We start from the raw sequence: 18,041 nt of genomic DNA on the forward strand, positions 1-18,041 counted from the left end.
ATGCACAAAGCCGCCGCCGCCAAGTCCGAAACCGCCGTAGACCACGTGGCCCAGGCCGTGCGTGAGGCGGTGAAGGAGGGCCGTTTCGCCCCGGGCGAGCGGCTGGTGGTCGCCGATGTCGCCCAGCAGTACGGAGTCAGCGTCGGGCCCGTGCGCGAGGCCATCCGCCGCCTGGTCGGCGAGGGGGTGCTGGACTTCACGGCGCATCGCGGCGCCACGGTGCCGGCCTTCACCGAGCGGGACGTGCGCAACATCTTCCAGGTCCGTGAGGCCATCGAGGGCTACGCGGCCAAGCTGGCGGCCGAGAATATCCACCGCGCCGACTATGCCGGGCGGATGACCCGCCTGCTGGCCCGGCTGCGCGAGACGGTCGCCGCCGAGCCGGAAGTGGTCGCCGAGGTCCATCAGCAGTTCCACGACCTGCTCTACGAGATCGCCGGCAACCCGGTGATCCGCGAGGCGGCCATGCGGCTGACCTTCCCGCACAACCGGCCCCAGTTCATCGGCCTGATGGGCCGGTCCCGGGTGGAGGCTTCGCTGCGGGAGCACGAGCTGGTCATCGACGCCATCCTGGCCGGCGACGCCCTGCGGGCCGAGCGCGCCATGCGGGCGCATCTGTACAGCGGCGCCATCGCGGTCTGCGAGGCGCTGGAGTCTTCACGGTCGGGCCCGCCCGACCCGGTTCGAGAGGTGTAGGCGATGAGTGATGAGCGGATCAGAATACTGGTGCCCTGCGGTTCACTGGGGTCGGGGGTCAAGGCGGACGAGGTGAAACTCGGCCTCTCCCTTGGCGCCAACGCCATCGCCAGCGACGCCGGCTCCACCGACAGCGGCGCGGCCTACCTGGTGCTCGGCAAGGCCAAGTATCCGCGCGAGGCGATCAAGCGCGACCTGAAGATCCTGATGAAGGCCCAGGCCGACGCCAACATCCCCCTGCTGGTCGGCACCTGTGGCCAATCCGGCAGCGACGCCGCCCTGAACCTGGTGCGCGACATCGCCATCGAGATCGCCGGCGAGGAGGGCCTCAGCCCCAGGATCGCGCTGCTCTATTCCGAACAGGACAAGGCGGTGCTGAAGGCCAAGAACGCGGCCGGCAAGATCAAGCCGCTGCCACCGCTGGGCGACCTCGCCGACGAGACCATCGACGCCTGCGAGCACATCGTCGCGGCCCTGGGTCCGGAGCCCTACATCGCCGCCCTGCGCGCCGGCGCCGACATCGTCCTGGGCGGCCGCACCACCGACACCGCGGTCCTGTCGGCCTATGCCCTGATGAAGGGCGCCCCGGTCGCCCCCTCCTGGCACGCCGCCAAGGTGGCCGAGTGCGGCGTCCAATGTACCGTCAACCCCTCGACCGGCTCCGGCGTGATGATCACCATCGTGCCCGACGGCTTCGAGGTCGAGCCCCTGCAGGCCAACAACCGCTGCGATCCGCACAGCGTCTCGGCCCATATGCTCTACGAGAACGCCAACCCCTTCCAGCTGACCGAGCCGGGCGGTGTGCTGGACGTGACCAACGCCCACTACGCCCAGCTCGACGACCGGGTGGTGAAGGTCACCGGCTCGGTGTGGATCGACAAGCCCTACACCATGAAGCTGGAGGGCGCCGGGACCGGCCGCTACCAGACCGTGATGCTGGTCGGCATCCAGGACCCGGAGGTGCTGGCCCAGATCGACGTCTTCCACGACCGGCTGCTGGACGCCCTCTACGCCCGCGTCCGCAGCTCGATCGGCGAAACCGCCGGCGACTTCCACATTTCCCTGCGCCTCTACGGCTGGAACGCCATGTCCGGCACGAAGCCGCCGGAGGGCACGCCACCGCCTCGCGAGGTCGGCATGCTGTTCGTGGCTACCGCCCACAGCCAGGAGATGGCCACCCAGATCGCCAAGGCCTGCAACCCCTACTTCTTCCACTTCCCGATCAACTTCAGCGGCGAACTGCCCAGCTACGGCTTCGCCTTCTCCCCCTCGGAGATCGAGCGGGGACCGGTCTACGAATTCAAGCTCAACCATGTGGTCGAGACCGACGACGCCTTCGAGCTCGTCCGCACCGAATGGGTCGACCTTGCCAGCAGGGAGGCCGCGTAATGGCCACGGTCAAGGACGTCTGCCACCATGTCCGGTCAAAGAACGCCGGGCCCTTCTGGGTCACCGTCGACCTGTTCTTCGACGGCCCCGACAGCTTCGCCCGCTATTCCGAAGGCCCGGCGCTGTCGGGCGAGCTGTTCGCGCGCCTCTACGGGACCGACGCGACCATGGTCCGCCGCTATCCGGTGCCGAGCCTGAACATGGTCAAGATCTCCTACCCCCGCCCGGGGGCGCAGGGCGGCGAAGTCGAGCGCGACATGCACTGCGGCCAGCAGTACGTGCAGCTGCTCGATGTTGACCTAGGCTAGGCGGGGCGGGCGATGCGCTGCCAGAGCGCCTCGGCGGCCGGCGACTGTCGGGCTCTGGGCCGCCACAGCCGGATCTCCATCGGCACATCGTCGGCGGCCGTGCCGGCGTGCTCCAGCACGCCGTTGCGCAAATCCTCGGCCACCAGGCTGCGGGCCGTCCAGGCGATGCCGCGCCGGTCGCGGGCCATAGCGGTCAGCACACTGGCCAGGTGGGAGGCGAAAGCCGGCTGCGAAGGGGGCGGCCGGCCCGATCCGGCCCAGGCGGCGGCCAGGATGCGGCCCATGCCGGACTCGGCGGTGAAGCTGAGCTGCGGCGCGGCGGCGATGTCGTTCTTGGCGAAGGCGCCCGGGGCCATCACCGGGATCAGGCTGTCCTCGCCCAGCTGCACGGAGCGGAAGTCGCTGCCGAACCGGGTGGGGGCCGCCTCATGGTGATGGCAGAGCAGGAACTGCACCCGGCCCTCGATCATCATTCGCTCGCAGGCGACCATGTTGTCGGCCGTCAACTCGATGGTCGCCGACAGGGGCTGGCGCGCTTCCAGCTGCCGCAGCCAGGGGGCGAAGAAGGTCAGGGACAGCACATGGGTCGAGGCGAACCGAAGCGTCTCGGAGGCGGTGCGGGCGGTGTCGCGCACCTCCTCGCGGCCCAGGTGCAGCCGGCGCAGTGTTTCCTCGGCCAACAGCTGAAAGCGTTCGCCGGCCGCGGTGAGGCGCAGGGTGTGGGTGCTGCGGTCGATCAGCACCGCCCCGACCCATTCTTCCAGCGACCGCATCCGCCGGCTCAGGCTCGGCTGCGACAGGCCGCGCTTTTCCGCCGCGCGCGAGAAGCCGCCGCATTCCACCAGCGCCAGGAAGTCTTCGAGCCAGGCAAATTCCATGACCGTCATTGTGCGGAGGGCGCCGGGCCGGGGCAACCGTCCCTCGCCCGCCAGGCGACGCACCAATTCATGCGCGGGACGCATTGGACCAGGCCGGGCGCGACGGCCAGCTCATGTGTGAGGAGTACCGAGGGATGAGTTCGAGCGGCCGGAGGGTGGTGGTCACCCAGCGCAATTTCGACGCGGAGGCGATCGCTTACCTGCGCGCCCAGGGCTGCGAGGTGGTGATCGCCGATGACGCGCCGGCGGGCGGGGAGGGGGCGCTATCGGAGGACGAACTGGTCGAGCGGCTGGACGACGCGGCGGGCTGGATCGTCGGCCATGCCCATGTGACCCGCGGCCTGCTGGCCCGGCTGCCGGCCTTGCAGGTCGTCTCGCGGCGGGGCGTCGGCTATGAGCGGGTCGACCTCGCGGCCGTGCGGGACTTCGGCAAGGCGGCCTGCATTGCGGCCGGCGCCAACGAGGCCTCCGTCGCCGACCACACCCTGGCCCTGATCCTGGCGGTCGGCCATCGGCTGCGCGAGACGCAAGGGCGGATGCAGGCAGGCGACTGGACCATCCTGCCCGGCAACGACCTCTACCGGCGGACGGTCGGCGTGATCGGTTCAGGCCGCATCGGCCGGGCGGTGGCGCAGCGACTGGCGGGCTTCGAGGCCCGCGTGCTGGTCCACACCCGCACGCCCGACACGGCCTGGGGCCAGGCCCTGGGCGTGGAGTTCGTCGAGCTTCCGACCCTGCTGGAGCGCAGCGACTACGTCACCCTGCACGCCCCGCTGACGCCGCAGACCCAAAGCCTGATCAACGCCGCCGCCCTGGCCCTGATGAAGCCGACAGCCTACCTGATCAACACTGGCCGGGGCGGGCTGGTTGACGACATTGCCCTGCTGGAGGCGCTTCGGGGCCGCCGGCTGGCCGGCGCCGCGCTCGACGTCTTCCTCAGCGAGTCCGACCCGGCCCTCAAGCCGGTCACCGAGGCGCTGATCGCCCTGCCGAACGTGATCGCCACGCCGCACGCCGCCGCCTCCTCCAAGGAGGGGCTGGAGCGCACGAACCTGGTTGCGGCCAGCAATGTGGTCGCCGTGCTGGATGGCGGTGCCCCGCCGGCCGCCTGCCTCGTGGCGGACGGCCGCTCGGCGTCGGCGGCCTGATGGCGGCGTCGTCCGACAGTCCGGAAGACCTGCTGCGGGCGCTGTTCGCCGCCGCGGTCGATCGCGCCCTGCCCGAACGCTGCCTGACGGCCTACCTGCCGGAGCCTCCCGCCGGCCGCACGGTGGTTCTCGGGGCCGGCAAGGCGGCGGCCAGCATGGCGCGGGCGCTGGAAGCCCTTTGGAGGGGGCCGCTGGAAGGGGTCGTGGTCACCCGGCGCGGCCATGCCCTGCCATGCCGCGATATCGAGGTGCTGGAGGCCGGCCACCCCGTGCCCGACGAGGGCAGCGTAGTGGCCGCCCGGCGCCTGCTGGAGACGGTGGTCGGGCTGGGACCGGAGGACCTGGTCATCTGCCTGCTGTCCGGCGGCGGATCGGCCCTGCTCTCGGCCCTGCCGCCAGGCGTCACCTTGGAGGAGGAGCAGGCGTTGACCACCGCCCTGCTGCGGTCCGGCGCGCCGATCGGCGAGATCAACACCGTCCGGCGGGAGATCTCCCTGATCCGGGGCGGCCGGCTCGCCGCAGCCGCGTCGCCGGCGCGCGTGGTCACCCTCGCCATCTCCGACGTCCCAGGCGACCATCCGACGGCGATCGCCTCCGGCCCCACCGTCCCCAGCGCCGGAACCGCGGCCGATGCCGTCGATGTCCTGCGCCGCCACGGCATCGCGCCGCCGCCGGGCATCGCCGCCTGGCTGACCCGCCCGGCCTCGGTGGAGCCCGCGCTACCGCCCTTTGAAGCCGACTTCCGGATCATCGCCCGCGCCCGCGACGCGCTGGACGCCGCCGCGACCCTGGCAGCGGAGGCCGGACTGGAGCCCATCATCCTCGGCGACGATATCGAGGGCGAGGCCCGCCTGGTCGCGCGCGAGCACGCCGACCTGGCTCGCACTCACCCGGGCCGCCTTCTCCTTTCCGGCGGCGAAACCAGCGTCACGGTTCGACAGGGCGGGAGGGGAGGGCGGAATAGCGAGTACCTCCTGGCTCTCGGGCTGGCGCTCGCCGATCGCACCGATGTCTGGGCTCTGGCCGCCGACACGGATGGCATCGATGGCTCCGGCGACAACGCCGGCGCGGTGTGGACGCCGCAAACCCTCGAACGCGCCGCCGCGCTCGGTCTCGATCCGGCCGACTTCCTGGCCCGCAACGACGCCCATGGCTTCTTCGCCGCCGTGGGTCAGCTTGTGGTCACCGGCCCGACCCACACCAACGTCAACGATTTCCGCGCGATCTTCCTCGCGCCTCGCGTTCGAGAGCCTGCGCCATGAGCCCGTCCCGCCTGCACCGCATCGCCGTCATTCCGGGCGACGGCATCGGCAAGGAGGTGGTTCCGGAAGGCCTGGCCGTCCTGGAGGCGGCAGCGAGCCGGTTCGACTGCCGCTTCGCCTTCGACCATTTCGACTTCGCCAGTTGCGACCACTACCTCCGGCACGGCGTCATGATGCCGGATGACTGGAAGGCGAAGATCGGCGGCCATGACGCAATCTTCTTCGGCGCCGTCGGCTGGCCGGAAGCGGTGCCCGACCACATTTCCCTGTGGGGCTCGCTGATCCAGTTTCGCCGGGAGTTCGACCAGTACGTGAACCTGCGGCCGGTGCGGCTGATGCCCGGCGTGCCCAGCCCGCTGGCCGGCCGCAAGCCTGGAGAGATCGACTTCTACGTCGTGCGCGAAAACACCGAGGGCGAGTATTCCTCGATCGGCGGCCGCATGTTCCCCGGCACCGAGCGGGAGATCGTCATCCAGGAGACGGTGATGACCCGGATCGGCGTCGACCGCATCCTGCGCTACGCCTTCGACCTGGCGGCTCGGCGTGAGAAGCGCCACCTGACCTCGGCCACCAAGTCCAACGGCATCTCGATCACCATGCCCTACTGGGACGAGCGGGTCGAAGCCATGGCCGCCGACTATCCGCAGGTCCGCTGCGACAAGTTCCACATCGACATCCTGACCGCCCATTTCGTCCAGCACCCGGACTGGTTCGATGTGGTGGTGGCCTCCAACCTGTTCGGCGACATTCTCTCCGACCTCGGCCCCGCCTGCACCGGCACCATCGGCATCGCCCCCGCCGGCAACATCAATCCCGAGCGCCGCTTCCCCTCCCTGTTCGAGCCGGTCCACGGCTCGGCGCCCGACATCGCCGGCCAGGGCATCGCCAACCCCATCGGCCAGATCTGGTCCGCCGCCCTGATGCTCGACCACCTGGGAGAACCGGAGGCCGCCTCCGCTATTCTTCGGGCCATCGAGGCCGTGCTCGCCGACCCCCGCCACCGAACCCGTGACCTCGGCGGCGAGGCCAGCACGCGCGATTGCGGACAGGCCGTTGTGGACGCCCTGCTGGGCGGCTGATCGAAGGCCGCGACCGCCTCGGCTAGCCGGCTGACTGGTAGGCCGTGCGGGTGACCGTGAAGAACTCCCTGGCGGCCCGGCCCTGTTCGCGCGATCCCAGGCTGGAGGCCTTCGTGCCGCCGAAGGGCGCGTGGTAGTCGACGCCGGCGGTCGGCAGGTTGACCATCGCCATTCCGACCCGGGCGTGCTGCTTGAAGTGCTCCGCATGCTTCAGGGAGCCTGTGTAGAGGCCGCCGCACAGGCCGAACCGGACCGCGTTGAGCGTTTCCAGGGCGTCTTCGTAGCCGTCGACGATCATCAGGCCGGCGACCGGGCCGAACACCTCTTCCCGCGCCAACAGATCGTCGGCCGCCAGATCATCAAAGAGGACGGGATCGACAAAACAGTCGGGTGCGGCGTCCCGTCGGCCCGCTTGCAGCGCCGTGCGGCCGGCGCCCATCATGGTCGCCACAGCGGCTTGAACGGCGTCCTTCTGGCGCATGGAGACCAGCGGCCCGACCTGGGTGGCGGGGTCCTGCGGATCTCCCACCCTCAGCGCGGCCACCCGTTCCGCGAGCTTCTCGGCGAAGGCCCTGGCGACCCCCCGCTCGACGATAATCCGGGAGGTGGCCGTGCACCGCTGCCCGGCCGCGAAGAAGGCGCCGTTCAGGGCGCCCTCGACGGCGGCTTCCAGGCTGGCGTCGGCCAGTACGATCAGGCCGTTGACGCCGCCCATCTCCGCCTGAACGCGGATGCGCCGTCGTGCGCATGTCAGGGCCACCGCATTGCCGGTCGCCTCCGAACCTGTGAAAGACAGACCATCGAGGTCCGCCTCCGAGGTCAGGGCTTCACCGGCGCGGCGACCACCTAAGACCATGTTGACCGATCCGGCCGGCAGACCGGAGGCCGCGATGATGTCCATCAGGTGGCTGGCGACAGCCGATGAATGCTCGGACGGCTTCCAGACCACCGTGTTGCCATAGGCCAAGGCGGGCGCGATCTTCCAGGCGGGGATGGCGATGGGAAAGTTCCACGGCGTGACCGCGCCGATCACACCCAGAGGGCTGTAGCTCACCTCTACCGAAACCCCCGGCCGGACCGAGGCGAACCGCTCGCCAACGATGCGAAGCGCCTCCCCGCCGAAGAACCGGAAGATCCGCGCCGCGCGCATCACCTCGCCCTCGGCGTCGGACACCGTCTTGCCGGTCTCCCGCGCGATGAGGCGGCCCAGGTCCGAGCGGGCGTCGGCCAGTCTCGCGCCAATCTGGTCGAGCGCGTCGGCGCGCTTCTCGATCCCGGACCCCAGCGGGCCGAGCGCCGCTCGCGCGGCCGCCGACGCCTCGGCGATCTCTGCGGGTCCGGCGTCCGGAATTCGGGAAACAACCTCGTCCAGGGCCGCCGGATTGCGCTGCTCCAGCGCGAAGGGCAGGGGGCGGGATGCGCCGCCGATGTGGCAGCTGAGATCCAGGGTCATGGTGGTGCCTCGCTATAGGGTTGCGCCAAGCTGCCAGGGCACGAATTCGGCGCCGCCGTATCCCAGCTGCTCACTCTTCGTGCGCTCGCCCGAGGCGACACGCAGCAGGAGCTCGAAAATCTCGGCTCCCTTGTCCTGGACCGACGCACCGCCCGAAGCGATGGCGCCGCAATCCAGGTCGATGTCCTCGCTCATCCGTTCGTAGATCTGCGTGTTGGACGACAGCTTCAGCGACGGGGAGGGCTTGCAGCCGAAGGCCGATCCCCGGCCGGTGGTGAAGGCGATCATCGTCGCGCCGGAGGCCACCTGCCCCGTCGCGGAGCAGGGATCGAAGCCCGGGCTGTCCATGAACACCAGGCCCTGGCGGCTCAGCGGCTCGGCGTAGTTGACCACTTCGCGAAGGGTGGAGGATCCGCTCTTGGCGACCGCACCCAGGGACTTTTCCAGGATGGTCGTCAGCCCGCCTGCCAGGTTGCCGGGCGAGGGGTTGTTGTCCAGTTCCGCCCCGTGGCTCCTGGCGTAGGCCTCCCACCAGACCAGCCGGTCCTTCAGCCGGTCGACCACCTGCGGGTTTTCAGCGCGCGCGATCAGCAGGTGCTCGGCGCCGTAGATCTCTGGGGTTTCGGAAAGGATGACCGTGCCGCCCTGCGCCACCAGGCGGTCGGCCGCGTCGCCGAGCGCGGGGTTCGAGGTGACGCCGGACCAGGCGTCCGAGCCGCCGCATTGAAGGCCCAGCACAAGCGCGCTGGCCGGGCACTCGGTGCGCTGCGCGGCGCCCGCCAGGGGGAGCAAGGTCCGCAGGCGCGCAAGGCCCTCTTCGACCGCGCGGCGGGTGCCGCCCGAGTCCTGGATGGTGAAGGCCTCGAAGGTGGGGTTCGACCCCAGGCCGTAGTCCTTGATGAAGCGACCGACCTGAATGACCTCGCACCCCAGGCCGACCAGCAGGACGGCCCCGAAGTTGGGGTTCGCCGCCGTGCCCCAGAGGGTTCGGCGCAGGATGTCGAACCCTTCGCCCGAGCCCGCCATTCCGCAGCCGCTCGTGTGGGTAATCGGCACCACGCCGTCGATCTGTGGCCAGTCGTCGAGCATGCCGGACCGCTCGGCCGCCTCGGCGATCATGCGGGCGACGGTCGCCGAGCAGTTCACCGAGGTCAGCACCCCGATGTAGTTGCGGATGCCGACCTTGCCGTTCGCGCGACGGTATCCCCGGAAGGTGCGGGTGGGGGCGTCGGTCGTGGACGAGAGCGCGCCCTCGCCGGAGGCCGCGGCGCGCAGGTCCGACATGGCCAGATTGTGCTGATGGACATGGTCGCCGGCCCTGATGGCCGAGGTGGCGACGCCGATCACCTGGCCATACTTCAGGACGGCGTCACCCTCGGCGATCTCTCGGGTCGCGATCTTGTGGCCGCTCGGGATCGCCTGGGCCGTCCTGACCCCTTCGGACTCGATCAGGGCCCCGGCTGCGATGCGGCCGGAAGCGACGACCACGTTGTCCCCGGGATGCAGCCGCACAGCGAGCGCGGGTCGCCGCATGAGGTCGTCCACTGAAATGTTTCCTGTGCCGCTGACAGCCTAGATGGGAGATGGATTGTCGGAATTGACGACGGGCTCGCATTGACTAACATGTCAGTGAGCCGAGGAACAAGGAATTGAACGAGCCGCTGCTGGCGCAGACGAGGGATCAGCTGAAGGCCGAGCGCATCTACGATGAGCTGCGGCGGCGAATCCGTGACCTGGAGCTCGCGCCAGGCGCGCCCTTGCGGAAGGAAGAGCTGGCCCTCGCCTACGGGATGTCCCGGGCGCCGGTGAGCGAGGCGCTGGCAAGGCTGTCCGAAGAGGGCCTTGTCGACATCTTCCCCCAGCACGGCAGCTTCGTCGCAAAGATCCGGGCTGAGGACGTCCGCGAAGGGATGTTCATCCGGCTGGGCCTTGAGACGCAGGCGATGCGCGACGTGGCGCTGGCGCGAGACCCAGCCCTCATGGCCCGGCTCGACGCCAACATCGCCGCCCAGGCCGAGGCTCTGCGCCGGGATGAACTCACGCAGTTCTACGAGCTCGACGAAGATCTCCACGCCCTGATCTTCAGCGCGGTCGGACGCCCTCGCGCGCTTCGCTTTCTGGAGTCGGCCCGGGCGCAGCTGGACCGGGTGCGTCGGCTTGCCTTGCCGGGGGCCGGCCGTCCCGAAGCAACCTATGACGAGCACCGCCGCCTCGTCGAGGCGATCCGCATGGGCGACCCGGAGTTCGCGGCCGCCGCCATGCGCGCGCACCTTCTCGAGGTGACGGCTGCCGTGGAGCGCCAGCTGTCGCATCTCGCGCCGCCTGAGCCCCGCTGATGCGCCATCGCCGGCTTCCCCTGAGCGGCGGCGGCAGCCTGCCGTTCACCGCCCTGGGTCTTGGGACCGCGCCCCTGGGCAACATGCATGTCCCGATTTCCGAGTCGGAGGCGCACGCGACCGTCGATGCTGCCTGGGACATGGGCGTGCGCCACTTCGACACCGCGCCGCTCTATGGCCATGGCCTGGCTGAAACGCGTCTGGGCGCTGCGCTCCGGGCGCGGTCTCGCGTCGAGTATGTGATCTCGACCAAGGTGGGTCGTCGCCTGGAGCCCTGTGCGCCGGGCGAGGAGGGCGCGGGCATCTATGTGGACGTGCCGCCGGTCAAGGCGCGGTTCGACTTAAGCTACGACGGCATCATGGTCTCCTTCGAGGCCAGCCTCCGCCGTCTGGGCCTGGACCGGGTGGACATCCTCTACGTCCACGACATCGACGTCGCGACCCACGGGGAGGCTCTCGAGGCGCGAACCCGTGAGCTGTTTGATCTCGGCGGCTGGCGGGCGCTCTCTGAACTTCGCGCGTCCGGCGCCGTCTCGGCGATCGGCGCCGGGGTCAACGCCTGCGCCCCCTGCGAGCAGTTGCTGGACCAGGCCGATCCCGACCTCTTCCTGCTGGCCGGCCGCTACACCCTGCTCGATGCCTCAGCCGCCGATCGGCTGTTGCCGCGATGCCTGGAGCGGGGGGTCGGCGTGGTGTTGGGCGGCCCCTTCAACAGCGGCGTGCTGGCCACGGGTCCCAAGCCGGGCGCCTTCTACGACTATGCGCCGGCCTCCGATGAAATTCTGGCGCGGGCCGCCGCCCTGGCTGAGGTCTGCGCCAGACACGATGTTCCCCTGGCCCAGGCAGCCCTGCAGTTCCCGGTTCGGCATCCGGCCGTGGTCGGCGTCCTGGCCGGCGGGCGGACCCCGGCCGAGGTGCAGCGGAACGTCAGCGCGATGGAGGCCCCGTGCCCGCCCGCGCTATGGGAAGAGTTGCAGGCTCGCGGCCTGATCCCACAGGCCCAGCAGGTCGCGGCATGCTGAAGGGCATCGATCCCCTGCTCGGGCCCGACCTGCTCGCCATCCTCCGCGCCATGGGGCACGGCGACGAGATCGCGATCGTCGACGCCAACTTCCCGGCAGCCGCCATGGCGACACGCCTGTGCCGCGCCGACGGAATCGGGGCGGAGCGACTCCTCGCCGCCGTCCTCACGGTCCTCCCTCTGGACGACTTCGTTCCGTCCGCGGCGTTCCGGATGGCTGTGGTCGGCGCGCCGGACGAGGTCCCGCCGGTTGCCCGGGCCTTCGCGGACCTGCTCAAGGGCGCCGGGTACGAGGGGCCGGTCGAGGCGCTGGAACGGGACGCGTTCTATGCCCGGGCGGCCGGCGCCTTCGCGGTCGTGGCGACCGGCGAAACCCAGCTCTACGGCAATCTGCTCCTGACCAAGGGCGTCGTCCGGGCTGAGGTCCCATGAGGATCGATGCGCATCAGCATTTCTGGCGTCTGTTGCGGGGCGACTACGGCTGGCTCACCGAGTCGTTCGGCCCGATCTATCGCGACTTCCTGCCCGAAGACCTCCGCCCCCTGATCGCCGCCGAAGGGATTTCCCGAACCGTGCTGGTGCAGGCCGCGCCCAGCATCGCGGAGACCGACTTTCTGCTGGACCTCGCCGAGCGCGAGCCGCTCGTTGCGGGCGTCGTCGGTTGGACGGACCTGGAAGCCCCCGGCGCGGCGGACGACATCCGCCGGCTGGCCGAACGGCCGGCCCTCCTGGGCCTTCGCCCGATGATCCAGGATATCCCGGACGACGGCTGGATGCTGCGACCAACGCTGGCGCCGGCCCTGCGAGCCATGGTCGACGGCGGCCTGGCCTTCGATGCCCTGGTGAAGCCCCAGCATCTGGCCAATCTGCGACGCTTCCTGGCCAGCTACCCTGACCTCCGCGTCGTGGTGGACCATGGCGGCAAGCCGGACATCGCAGGCGGCGGATTCCCGGCGTGGGCGGAGGCGATGCGGACGATCGCCAAGGAGAGCAAGGCTGTCTGCAAGCTCTCCGGCCTCGTCACCGAGGCGGCCCCAGGCTGGACCCCGGAGGACCTGCGACCCTACGTGGACGTCCTGCTGGAGGCCTTCGGCCCTGCCCGGCTGATGTGGGGCAGCGACTGGCCCGTCCTCAATCTCAACGGTGACTATCGGGGCTGGCTCAGAACCGCCGAGGCGCTGCTGGCCGGGCTCTCGGAGGCCGAGCTGGAGCTGGTCTTCGGCGGCGTGGCCAAGACATTCTATCGACTGGAGCTCTGATGGCCGACATCGCCCACATCCTTCCCGACGATGGCTGCGCGGGGGTCCTGGTCGGCCGGATCTGGGTCGAAGGCGCAACCCCGGGGCCCCGGCCCGTCGCGGTGCGGGACGCCGGCCTCTTCGACCTATCGTCGCTCGCTCCGACCCTCAGCGACCTCTTCGACCTCCCCGACCCCGCCGCCCGTGTTGCCCGGCACGCCGGCACGTTGTTGATGTCGCTGCAGCAGGCCGCGGAGGAGGGCCTGTTGCTGGCGCCCTGCGACCTGCAGGCGATCAAGGCGGCCGGGGTGACCTTCGCCGATAGCCTGGTCGAGCGTGTCATCGAGGAGCGGGCGCGGGGCGACGCGGCGGCGGCCGAAGCCATCCGCCGGGATCTCTCCGACGCCGTGGGCGCCGAACTGCCCGGGGTGCGCCCCGGATCGCCCGAGGCCGAGACCCTGAAGGCGGCCCTCATCGCGGCCGGGCTGTGGTCGCAGTATCTGGAAGTCGGGATCGGCCCCGACGCCGAGGTCTTCACCAAGGCCCAGCCGATGTCGGCCGTGGGCTGGGGGGCGCAGGTGGGGCTGCATCCAAAGTCGGTCTGGAACAATCCGGAGCCGGAGGTGGTGCTGGCCTGTGCGTCTGATGGGCAGGTTGTCGGCGCCACCTTGGGCAATGATGTGAACCTCCGCGACTTCGAAGGCCGCAGCGCACTGCTGCTGTCGAAGGCCAAGGACAACAACGCCTCCTGCGCCATCGGCCCCTTCGTCCGCCTGTTCGACGACAGCTTCGGCATGGAGGATGTGCGCAAGGCAGAGCTCAGCCTGACCGTCACCGGCCGTGACGGCTTTGTCCTGAATGGCTCCAGTTCCATGCGCCGGATCAGCCGTGATCCGCTGGACCTCGTCGCCCAGACCGCCGGCGCCGATCACCAGTATCCCGACGGCTTCATGCTCTTCCTCGGAACCCTCTTCGCCCCGACGCAGGACCGCGGCGCGCCGGGCGCGGGCTTTACGCACGTGGTGGGCGATACGGTGCACATCCGGTCCGCAAAGCTGGGATCGCTGATCAACGCGGTAACGACCTCGGATCTCGCCCCGCCCTGGCGGTTCGGGACGCGGGCGTTGATGCGGAGCCTGGCGGCGCGCGGTCTTCTCTAGTCGGCGGCCGCCGCGAAGGCCGACTGGGCGATCCGCCAGAGGGCCTCGGCGTCTGTCCAGCGATCGGATTCTTCCCGCAGGGCGCCATCCTCTCCACGGACCAGCCGGGCGTAGTTGATCGTGACGGTCCGGCCGCCGAACGTAATGTCGTGCGGTAACAGCTCGGCGGCGAACGGAAGGACCTCGCCCGGCTGGGCGCTAAGCAGAAAGCCATGGCAACAGCGACGCCACATTTCCTGAAAATGTCCAATCGCCTCCCGGTCCGGGTCGAAGGACATGCCGACCTGGATGCACCCGGAATCTCCGATCCGGCCGTGGATCGAGCGCACCCGCTCGAACACCGGCGTCAGCCGCTCCAGCTTGCCGGCGAAGTCCCCAAAGGTCATCTCCAGGCCGGTGTACCAGTGGGACAGGTCGGCGGTGAACCGCACATCAGGGAACTGCGCCGCCAGATCGAGCGTGCGACGCATGTCCTGGGTCAGCGTGCCCCGGTGGGTTTCCAGGTGCAGCGCATGGCCCCGGCGCGCGGCGGCCTCGAGCATGTCGCCAACCAGCCGCTCGCCCTCCAACTGGGACTCGAGTCCGTCGCCCAGGTGAACGGTGGTGAATTCCAGGCCGAGCTGGCCGCCGCGTTGCGCGACCGTGTCGGACTCGCCGACGGACATGACGCGGGCGAGGCCTGTCGCGGCAAAGCCCGCGTCGAGAAAGCGCTCAGGCGCGCGGGACTGGACAGCTTCGATGCCTGCGGCGCGCAGGGCGCTGACGATCTCGGAAAACTCCGGCCCCGGTCCGGCGGACCAGGACGGCAGACCCAGGAAGGTCACATCGTTGATGTCCTTGCGCAGGCGCGGCGGCGCCGGAGCCTCCGCAGGGGCGGCGGTCACTGGGCCTCCGGCTCCGGCATGCGGCCCTTCAGGTCCAGGCCCTGGTTGACGTGCACTCTCCAGGGATAGTGGTCGCCTTCGCCTTCGACACCCACCGCGGACAGGTGGTTGGTCACGGCCTTGCGCCAGCCGCGCGAGGTGTTGGCCGTGGTCATGTGCGGGGTCTTGGAGTGGTGGAAGGTCACCGAGCCGCGCTTGATCGGGCAGATCACCATCCGGCTCTCATCCACACTGCAGGTGAGGAGATCGCTGGCCATGCCCTCGACCCGGCGATGGGTCAGGATGCCGTCTAGATGGCCGCGGTCGATGAAGTGCATGCAGCCGTTGTTGGCGTCCACGTCCTGCAGCGGGATCCAGCAGGTGACGCCCTTGTCGTCGAGATTGCGGCCCCAGTAACCTTCGTCCTGGTGCCACTCGGTGGGCACGCTCTTGCCCGGCGGCTTGGCCAGGAACTGGTCGTACCAGAAGGCCATCGGCGTCTGCATCAGGGCGGAGCCGAACGCGACCAGCCATTTGCGATAGGCCTGGTCGGCGATGTCCTTCCAGACCAGCGACGGCCAGGACTGAACGATGCGGAAGGAGCGGTTTTCCCGATCCTCGTTCTCATCCCACGCCCAGTCGAAGGCCAGCCGCTCCTTGTCGGTCAGGAGGCTTTCAAGCTTGCTCTCAATGAGGTCCAGGTCGGCCTGGGGAATGGCGTTTTCGACCACCAGCCAGCCCTGTTTGGCGAACGTATCGATCTGGTCCTGGGTGGGTTGGGGGAAGGACATGTGGACCTCTGCGCTGGCGCATTTGCGGGAACGGAAGAAAGTTAGTGGTCACTAAGTAATTGGTCAAGGCGCGGGCCGGCTCGCGCCGCGGCGCAGCGCCTCGAGGTTCGCTTCATGCGTCGCCTTGTCGATGCTGAAGCGGGAGACGATGAACATCGCGATGATGTTCCCGCCGACAATCAGAGGCACCGCAGTGAAGATCAGCTGACTCATGATGGACATGTCGACGGTGCCGGGGATGGCTTTCGCCGGAAACGCCACCCAGGTCAGGAGCAGGCCGGCGACCACGGCGCCGATGGCCGCCCCCCATTTGTCGAGCAGGCCGAACGCCCCGTACAGCACGCCCTCCGACCGCAGGCCGGACTTGACCGCGATGTCGTCCGCCGCATCCGCGAGCAGGGAGTTGAACATGATCAGGAAGCCGATCGAGAAGGCCACAGCCAGGAAGCCCGACACGATCAGGAGCGCCAGGAGGGCCCCCGAGCCTGAGGGGGGCGTGAGGCCCAGCGCTCGCCCGACGAATGGAAAGCTGAAGCTGATCGCCCATCCGACGTAGCAGGCCATCAGGAAGGTCTTCTTGCCGATGCGGGCGGAGATGCGGGGGGCGCCCCAGAGCATTAGGATGGCCGCGAAAGGCGATGCGAACAGCACGTAGGCCAGGTCCTGCGGCTTCAGCAGCCAGAAGTGCAGGAAGAAATAGGCCTGAAGCCCGAACTGGACGCCGCCGCCGAAGCCGTTGAGCAGGGTCGTGCCCATAAGGAACTGCAGGGGGCGGTGGGAGATGATGAAGAGCATCTCCTTGAAGGTCTGGCCAAGGGTGGTCCGGCGCACGGCCGGAACATGCAGGTGGCGGATCCGGCCATGGGTGGACAGGGACGCGGTGATGATCACCACGAAGATCACCACGGCGGCGAACAGGCCGAAGTCGGCGTACCGCTCACGGTTCAGGGCGCCCAGGGGGTTGGCGGCGTCCTCTCGCAGGAAGACCTGGTAGAGGATGGCGTTCATCGCCGCGGCGCCGCCGTAGATGAAGAAGTAGCGCCAGGCGATCAGCGCGGTGCGATCGTGATAGTCGGGGGCCAGCTCCGGGGCGAGCGCGAGGGAGGGGATTTCGTAGAACGAGACGGCGATGCGCACGAACAGCAGCATCCCGATCATGAAGACGAGAAGGCCCGTGGTCCCAAGGGTCTGCGGCGCATGCCACATCACGACGATGCCGATCGCCGAGGGCAGGGCCGAAGCGTACATCAGCAGGTGCCGGCGACCCCAGCGGCTGCGCAGATTGTCGGAAAACCGGCCGATCATCGGATCGATGACGCTGTCGACCATGATGGTCAGCGCCAGGGCGATACCGACCCAGGCGGCATTTAGCCCGATCACCTGGTTGAAATAGAGCTGCAGCACCGAGCCCGAAAGCACGGTCGCCGAAACGCCGTAGGCGAGGGAGCCGAAGCCGTAGCCCAGGCGGACGCCGAACCCGAGGGGCGGCGGCGTGCCGGGCTGTTCCGCCGCGGGTTCGCGGAGCGCGGCGGTGGCGTCCACTTCGGAGGCTGGGACTTCGATACCGGCCGTCACTTGGCGCTCCCTTCGGCTTTGGGCTGAAGCAGCGCCGAGCCCAGCAGGGTCTGCAGAAGCGGCGTCACCGGATAGGGCGTGTGGCGGTATTGTCGGAAGCCCTCGGCATGTTCGACCCCAAAAAAGGCCCCTTGCTGCCGGGTCCAGGCCTCCATCGAGGCCTCGAAATCATCGACGCTGTGCTGCTTGGCGACCCAGGCCTTCTGGCTGTGATGGCAGGCGAGCATCGCCCGCTTGACGTCCAGCAGGCCGGACACCTCGGTCCCGAACTCCGGCTCCACCCGAACGCCCACGCGGTCGTGGCCGCCCGCGGGGTCGCAGAAGTAGAGATGCGGAATGGCCTCAAGCGCCGGCGCGTCGCCCGTGCGGTAGTTGGGAACGGGGGCCGCGAAACAGGCGTCGCGCGCCAAAAGGCTGATCGTCTCGTGATCGGGATGGTAGTCCACCGGAGACGACGTCATGACGATATCCGCCCGCACCTCGCGCAGCAGCTCGGTGACGCGCCGCCGGGTCGCATCGTCATTAAAGACGCCCAGGTCTGGAAGCCCCACGCATCGGTAGTCGGCGTTGATGATTGCGGCCGCGGCCGCGGCCTCGCTCTGGCGGATACGGGCGGTGACATCCGGCTCATGCTCGGCCGAACCGCAGTCGCCGGCGGTGGCCGTGGCGATCGTGATGTGGTGACCACGTCGGGACAGCAGCGCCAAGCTCCCGGAGGCCAGCATCTCGATATCGTCGGGGTGGGCGTGCAGCGCCAGAATTCGCACCATGCTGTCAGGAAACCTTGATCAGGTTGGCGTGGTCGGTGGTCAGGCGACTTGGGAAAGGGGGCGGGGGCATGGTG

The 18,041-nt window shown here is 69.4% G+C and carries 18 protein-coding genes; 11 read left to right on the forward strand and 7 right to left on the reverse strand.

The genetic code is table 11. The annotated features are described in order from the left end of the window. The 3 genes from GVN21_RS08705 (at nt 1) to GVN21_RS08715 (ending at nt 2,393) form a co-directional block, all read left to right on the forward strand. Nucleotides 1–696, forward strand: coding sequence for a GntR family transcriptional regulator (locus GVN21_RS08705; protein ID WP_166574342.1), 696 nt, complete (start codon nt 1–3; stop codon nt 694–696). Between the two features lie 72 nt (nt 697–768). After that, nucleotides 769–2,085 carry an acyclic terpene utilization AtuA family protein gene (locus GVN21_RS08710; RefSeq protein WP_346764235.1) on the forward strand — a complete coding sequence of 439 codons (1,317 nt, stop codon included), beginning with the start codon at nt 769–771 and terminating at the stop codon, nt 2,083–2,085. Next, nucleotides 2,085–2,393 carry a DUF4387 domain-containing protein gene (locus GVN21_RS08715; protein ID WP_166574344.1) on the forward strand — a complete coding sequence of 103 codons (309 nt, stop codon included), beginning with the start codon at nt 2,085–2,087 and terminating at the stop codon, nt 2,391–2,393. Before GVN21_RS08710 ends, GVN21_RS08715 begins: the two co-directional genes overlap by 1 nt. Here GVN21_RS08715 and GVN21_RS08720 read toward each other — a convergent pair. Beyond that, entirely contained in the window at nt 2,390–3,271 is an 882-nt protein-coding gene (locus GVN21_RS08720) for a LysR family transcriptional regulator (RefSeq protein ID WP_166574345.1), read from the reverse strand. The two genes, GVN21_RS08715 and GVN21_RS08720, sit on opposite strands and share 4 nt — an antisense overlap. Nucleotides 3,272–3,405: 134 nt before the next feature. Between GVN21_RS08720 and GVN21_RS08725 the strand changes: the two genes are divergently transcribed. From GVN21_RS08725 to GVN21_RS08735, 3 genes are read left to right on the forward strand one after another with little or no spacing between them, the layout of a single operon-like run. After that, nucleotides 3,406–4,419, forward strand: coding sequence for a phosphoglycerate dehydrogenase (locus GVN21_RS08725; RefSeq protein WP_166574346.1), 1,014 nt, complete (start codon nt 3,406–3,408; stop codon nt 4,417–4,419). After that, the gene (locus tag GVN21_RS08730) at nt 4,419–5,681 is read left to right on the forward strand and encodes a glycerate kinase (protein WP_166574347.1); all 1,263 of its coding nucleotides are present in this window, start codon (nt 4,419–4,421) and stop codon (nt 5,679–5,681) included. The genes GVN21_RS08725 and GVN21_RS08730 overlap by 1 nt, the downstream gene beginning before the upstream one ends. Then, complete coding sequence (locus GVN21_RS08735; RefSeq protein WP_166574348.1) at nt 5,678–6,760, forward strand: tartrate dehydrogenase; 1,083 nt, start codon at nt 5,678–5,680, stop codon at nt 6,758–6,760. Before GVN21_RS08730 ends, GVN21_RS08735 begins: the two co-directional genes overlap by 4 nt. A 22-nt stretch (nt 6,761–6,782) precedes the next feature. Here GVN21_RS08735 and GVN21_RS08740 read toward each other — a convergent pair whose 3' ends face one another. Together GVN21_RS08740 and GVN21_RS08745 are read right to left on the reverse strand one after the other, a co-directional pair. Next, complete coding sequence (locus tag GVN21_RS08740; RefSeq protein ID WP_166574349.1) at nt 6,783–8,213, reverse strand: aldehyde dehydrogenase family protein; 1,431 nt, start codon at nt 8,211–8,213, stop codon at nt 6,783–6,785. 12 nt (nt 8,214–8,225) lie between these two features. Further along, nucleotides 8,226–9,746: an altronate dehydratase family protein gene (locus GVN21_RS08745; RefSeq protein WP_166574350.1), complete on the reverse strand. Its 1,521-nt coding sequence runs from the start codon at nt 9,744–9,746 to the stop codon at nt 8,226–8,228. A 116-nt stretch (nt 9,747–9,862) separates the two neighbouring features. Here GVN21_RS08745 and GVN21_RS08750 point away from each other — a divergent pair, with 116 nt between their 5' ends. The 5 genes from GVN21_RS08750 to GVN21_RS08770 are packed head-to-tail and all read left to right on the forward strand — an operon-like array spanning nt 9,863 to nt 13,968. Then, entirely contained in the window at nt 9,863–10,549 is a 687-nt protein-coding gene (locus tag GVN21_RS08750; RefSeq protein WP_166574351.1) for a GntR family transcriptional regulator, read from the forward strand. Further along, a complete protein-coding gene (locus GVN21_RS08755; protein WP_166574352.1) occupies nt 10,549–11,571 on the forward strand; it encodes an aldo/keto reductase in 1,023 nt (340 codons plus the stop codon). Before GVN21_RS08750 ends, GVN21_RS08755 begins: the two co-directional genes overlap by 1 nt. Further along, entirely contained in the window at nt 11,565–12,002 is a 438-nt protein-coding gene (locus tag GVN21_RS08760; protein ID WP_166574353.1) for an RbsD/FucU domain-containing protein, read from the forward strand. The genes GVN21_RS08755 and GVN21_RS08760 overlap by 7 nt, the downstream gene beginning before the upstream one ends. Next, a complete protein-coding gene (locus tag GVN21_RS08765; protein WP_166574354.1) occupies nt 11,999–12,829 on the forward strand; it encodes an amidohydrolase family protein in 831 nt (276 codons plus the stop codon). The genes GVN21_RS08760 and GVN21_RS08765 overlap by 4 nt, the downstream gene beginning before the upstream one ends. Beyond that, a complete protein-coding gene (locus tag GVN21_RS08770) occupies nt 12,829–13,968 on the forward strand; it encodes a fumarylacetoacetate hydrolase family protein (protein ID WP_166574355.1) in 1,140 nt (379 codons plus the stop codon). Before GVN21_RS08765 ends, GVN21_RS08770 begins: the two co-directional genes overlap by 1 nt. Here the strand turns inward: GVN21_RS08770 and GVN21_RS08775 are convergent. From GVN21_RS08775 to GVN21_RS08790, 4 genes are all read right to left on the reverse strand, one after another. Beyond that, complete coding sequence (locus GVN21_RS08775) at nt 13,965–14,852, reverse strand: hypothetical protein (protein WP_166574356.1); 888 nt, start codon at nt 14,850–14,852, stop codon at nt 13,965–13,967. The two genes, GVN21_RS08770 and GVN21_RS08775, sit on opposite strands and share 4 nt — an antisense overlap. Further along, nucleotides 14,849–15,622 (reverse strand): phytanoyl-CoA dioxygenase family protein, encoded by a 774-nt coding sequence (locus tag GVN21_RS08780; RefSeq protein ID WP_166574357.1) that lies wholly within the window; start codon nt 15,620–15,622, stop codon nt 14,849–14,851. Before GVN21_RS08780 ends, GVN21_RS08775 begins: the two co-directional genes overlap by 4 nt. Before the next feature lie 63 nt (nt 15,623–15,685). Further along, nucleotides 15,686–17,197 (reverse strand): MFS transporter, encoded by a 1,512-nt coding sequence (locus GVN21_RS08785; protein WP_166574358.1) that lies wholly within the window; start codon nt 17,195–17,197, stop codon nt 15,686–15,688. Further along, complete coding sequence (locus GVN21_RS08790) at nt 17,194–17,967, reverse strand: PIG-L family deacetylase (RefSeq protein ID WP_205690000.1); 774 nt, start codon at nt 17,965–17,967, stop codon at nt 17,194–17,196. The genes GVN21_RS08785 and GVN21_RS08790 overlap by 4 nt, the downstream gene beginning before the upstream one ends. Between the last annotated feature and the right edge of the window lie 74 nt (nt 17,968–18,041).

Source organism: Caulobacter sp. SLTY (assembly GCF_009905535.1).
In the GTDB taxonomy this organism is placed as follows: Bacteria; Pseudomonadota; Alphaproteobacteria; order Caulobacterales; family Caulobacteraceae; genus Caulobacter.

What these genes read in the sequence shown, in the direction of transcription:
- GVN21_RS08705 (WP_166574342.1), top strand. Translation starts at nt 1, where the DNA reads ATGCACAAAGCCGCCGCCGCCAAGTCCGAAACCGCCGTAGACCACGTG.
- GVN21_RS08715 (WP_166574344.1), top strand. Translation starts at nt 2,085, where the DNA reads ATGGCCACGGTCAAGGACGTCTGCCACCATGTCCGGTCAAAGAACGCC.
- GVN21_RS08720 (WP_166574345.1), bottom strand. Translation starts at nt 3,271, where the DNA reads ATGGAATTTGCCTGGCTCGAAGACTTCCTGGCGCTGGTGGAATGCGGC.
- GVN21_RS08725 (WP_166574346.1), top strand. Translation starts at nt 3,406, where the DNA reads ATGAGTTCGAGCGGCCGGAGGGTGGTGGTCACCCAGCGCAATTTCGAC.
- GVN21_RS08730 (WP_166574347.1), top strand. Translation starts at nt 4,419, where the DNA reads ATGGCGGCGTCGTCCGACAGTCCGGAAGACCTGCTGCGGGCGCTGTTC.
- GVN21_RS08735 (WP_166574348.1), top strand. Translation starts at nt 5,678, where the DNA reads ATGAGCCCGTCCCGCCTGCACCGCATCGCCGTCATTCCGGGCGACGGC.
- GVN21_RS08740 (WP_166574349.1), bottom strand. Translation starts at nt 8,213, where the DNA reads ATGACCCTGGATCTCAGCTGCCACATCGGCGGCGCATCCCGCCCCCTG.
- GVN21_RS08745 (WP_166574350.1), bottom strand. Translation starts at nt 9,746, where the DNA reads ATGCGGCGACCCGCGCTCGCTGTGCGGCTGCATCCCGGGGACAACGTG.
- GVN21_RS08755 (WP_166574352.1), top strand. Translation starts at nt 10,549, where the DNA reads ATGCGCCATCGCCGGCTTCCCCTGAGCGGCGGCGGCAGCCTGCCGTTC.
- GVN21_RS08760 (WP_166574353.1), top strand. Translation starts at nt 11,565, where the DNA reads ATGCTGAAGGGCATCGATCCCCTGCTCGGGCCCGACCTGCTCGCCATC.
- GVN21_RS08765 (WP_166574354.1), top strand. Translation starts at nt 11,999, where the DNA reads ATGAGGATCGATGCGCATCAGCATTTCTGGCGTCTGTTGCGGGGCGAC.
- GVN21_RS08770 (WP_166574355.1), top strand. Translation starts at nt 12,829, where the DNA reads ATGGCCGACATCGCCCACATCCTTCCCGACGATGGCTGCGCGGGGGTC.
- GVN21_RS08780 (WP_166574357.1), bottom strand. Translation starts at nt 15,622, where the DNA reads ATGTCCTTCCCCCAACCCACCCAGGACCAGATCGATACGTTCGCCAAA.
- GVN21_RS08790 (WP_205690000.1), bottom strand. Translation starts at nt 17,967, where the DNA reads ATGGTGCGAATTCTGGCGCTGCACGCCCACCCCGACGATATCGAGATG.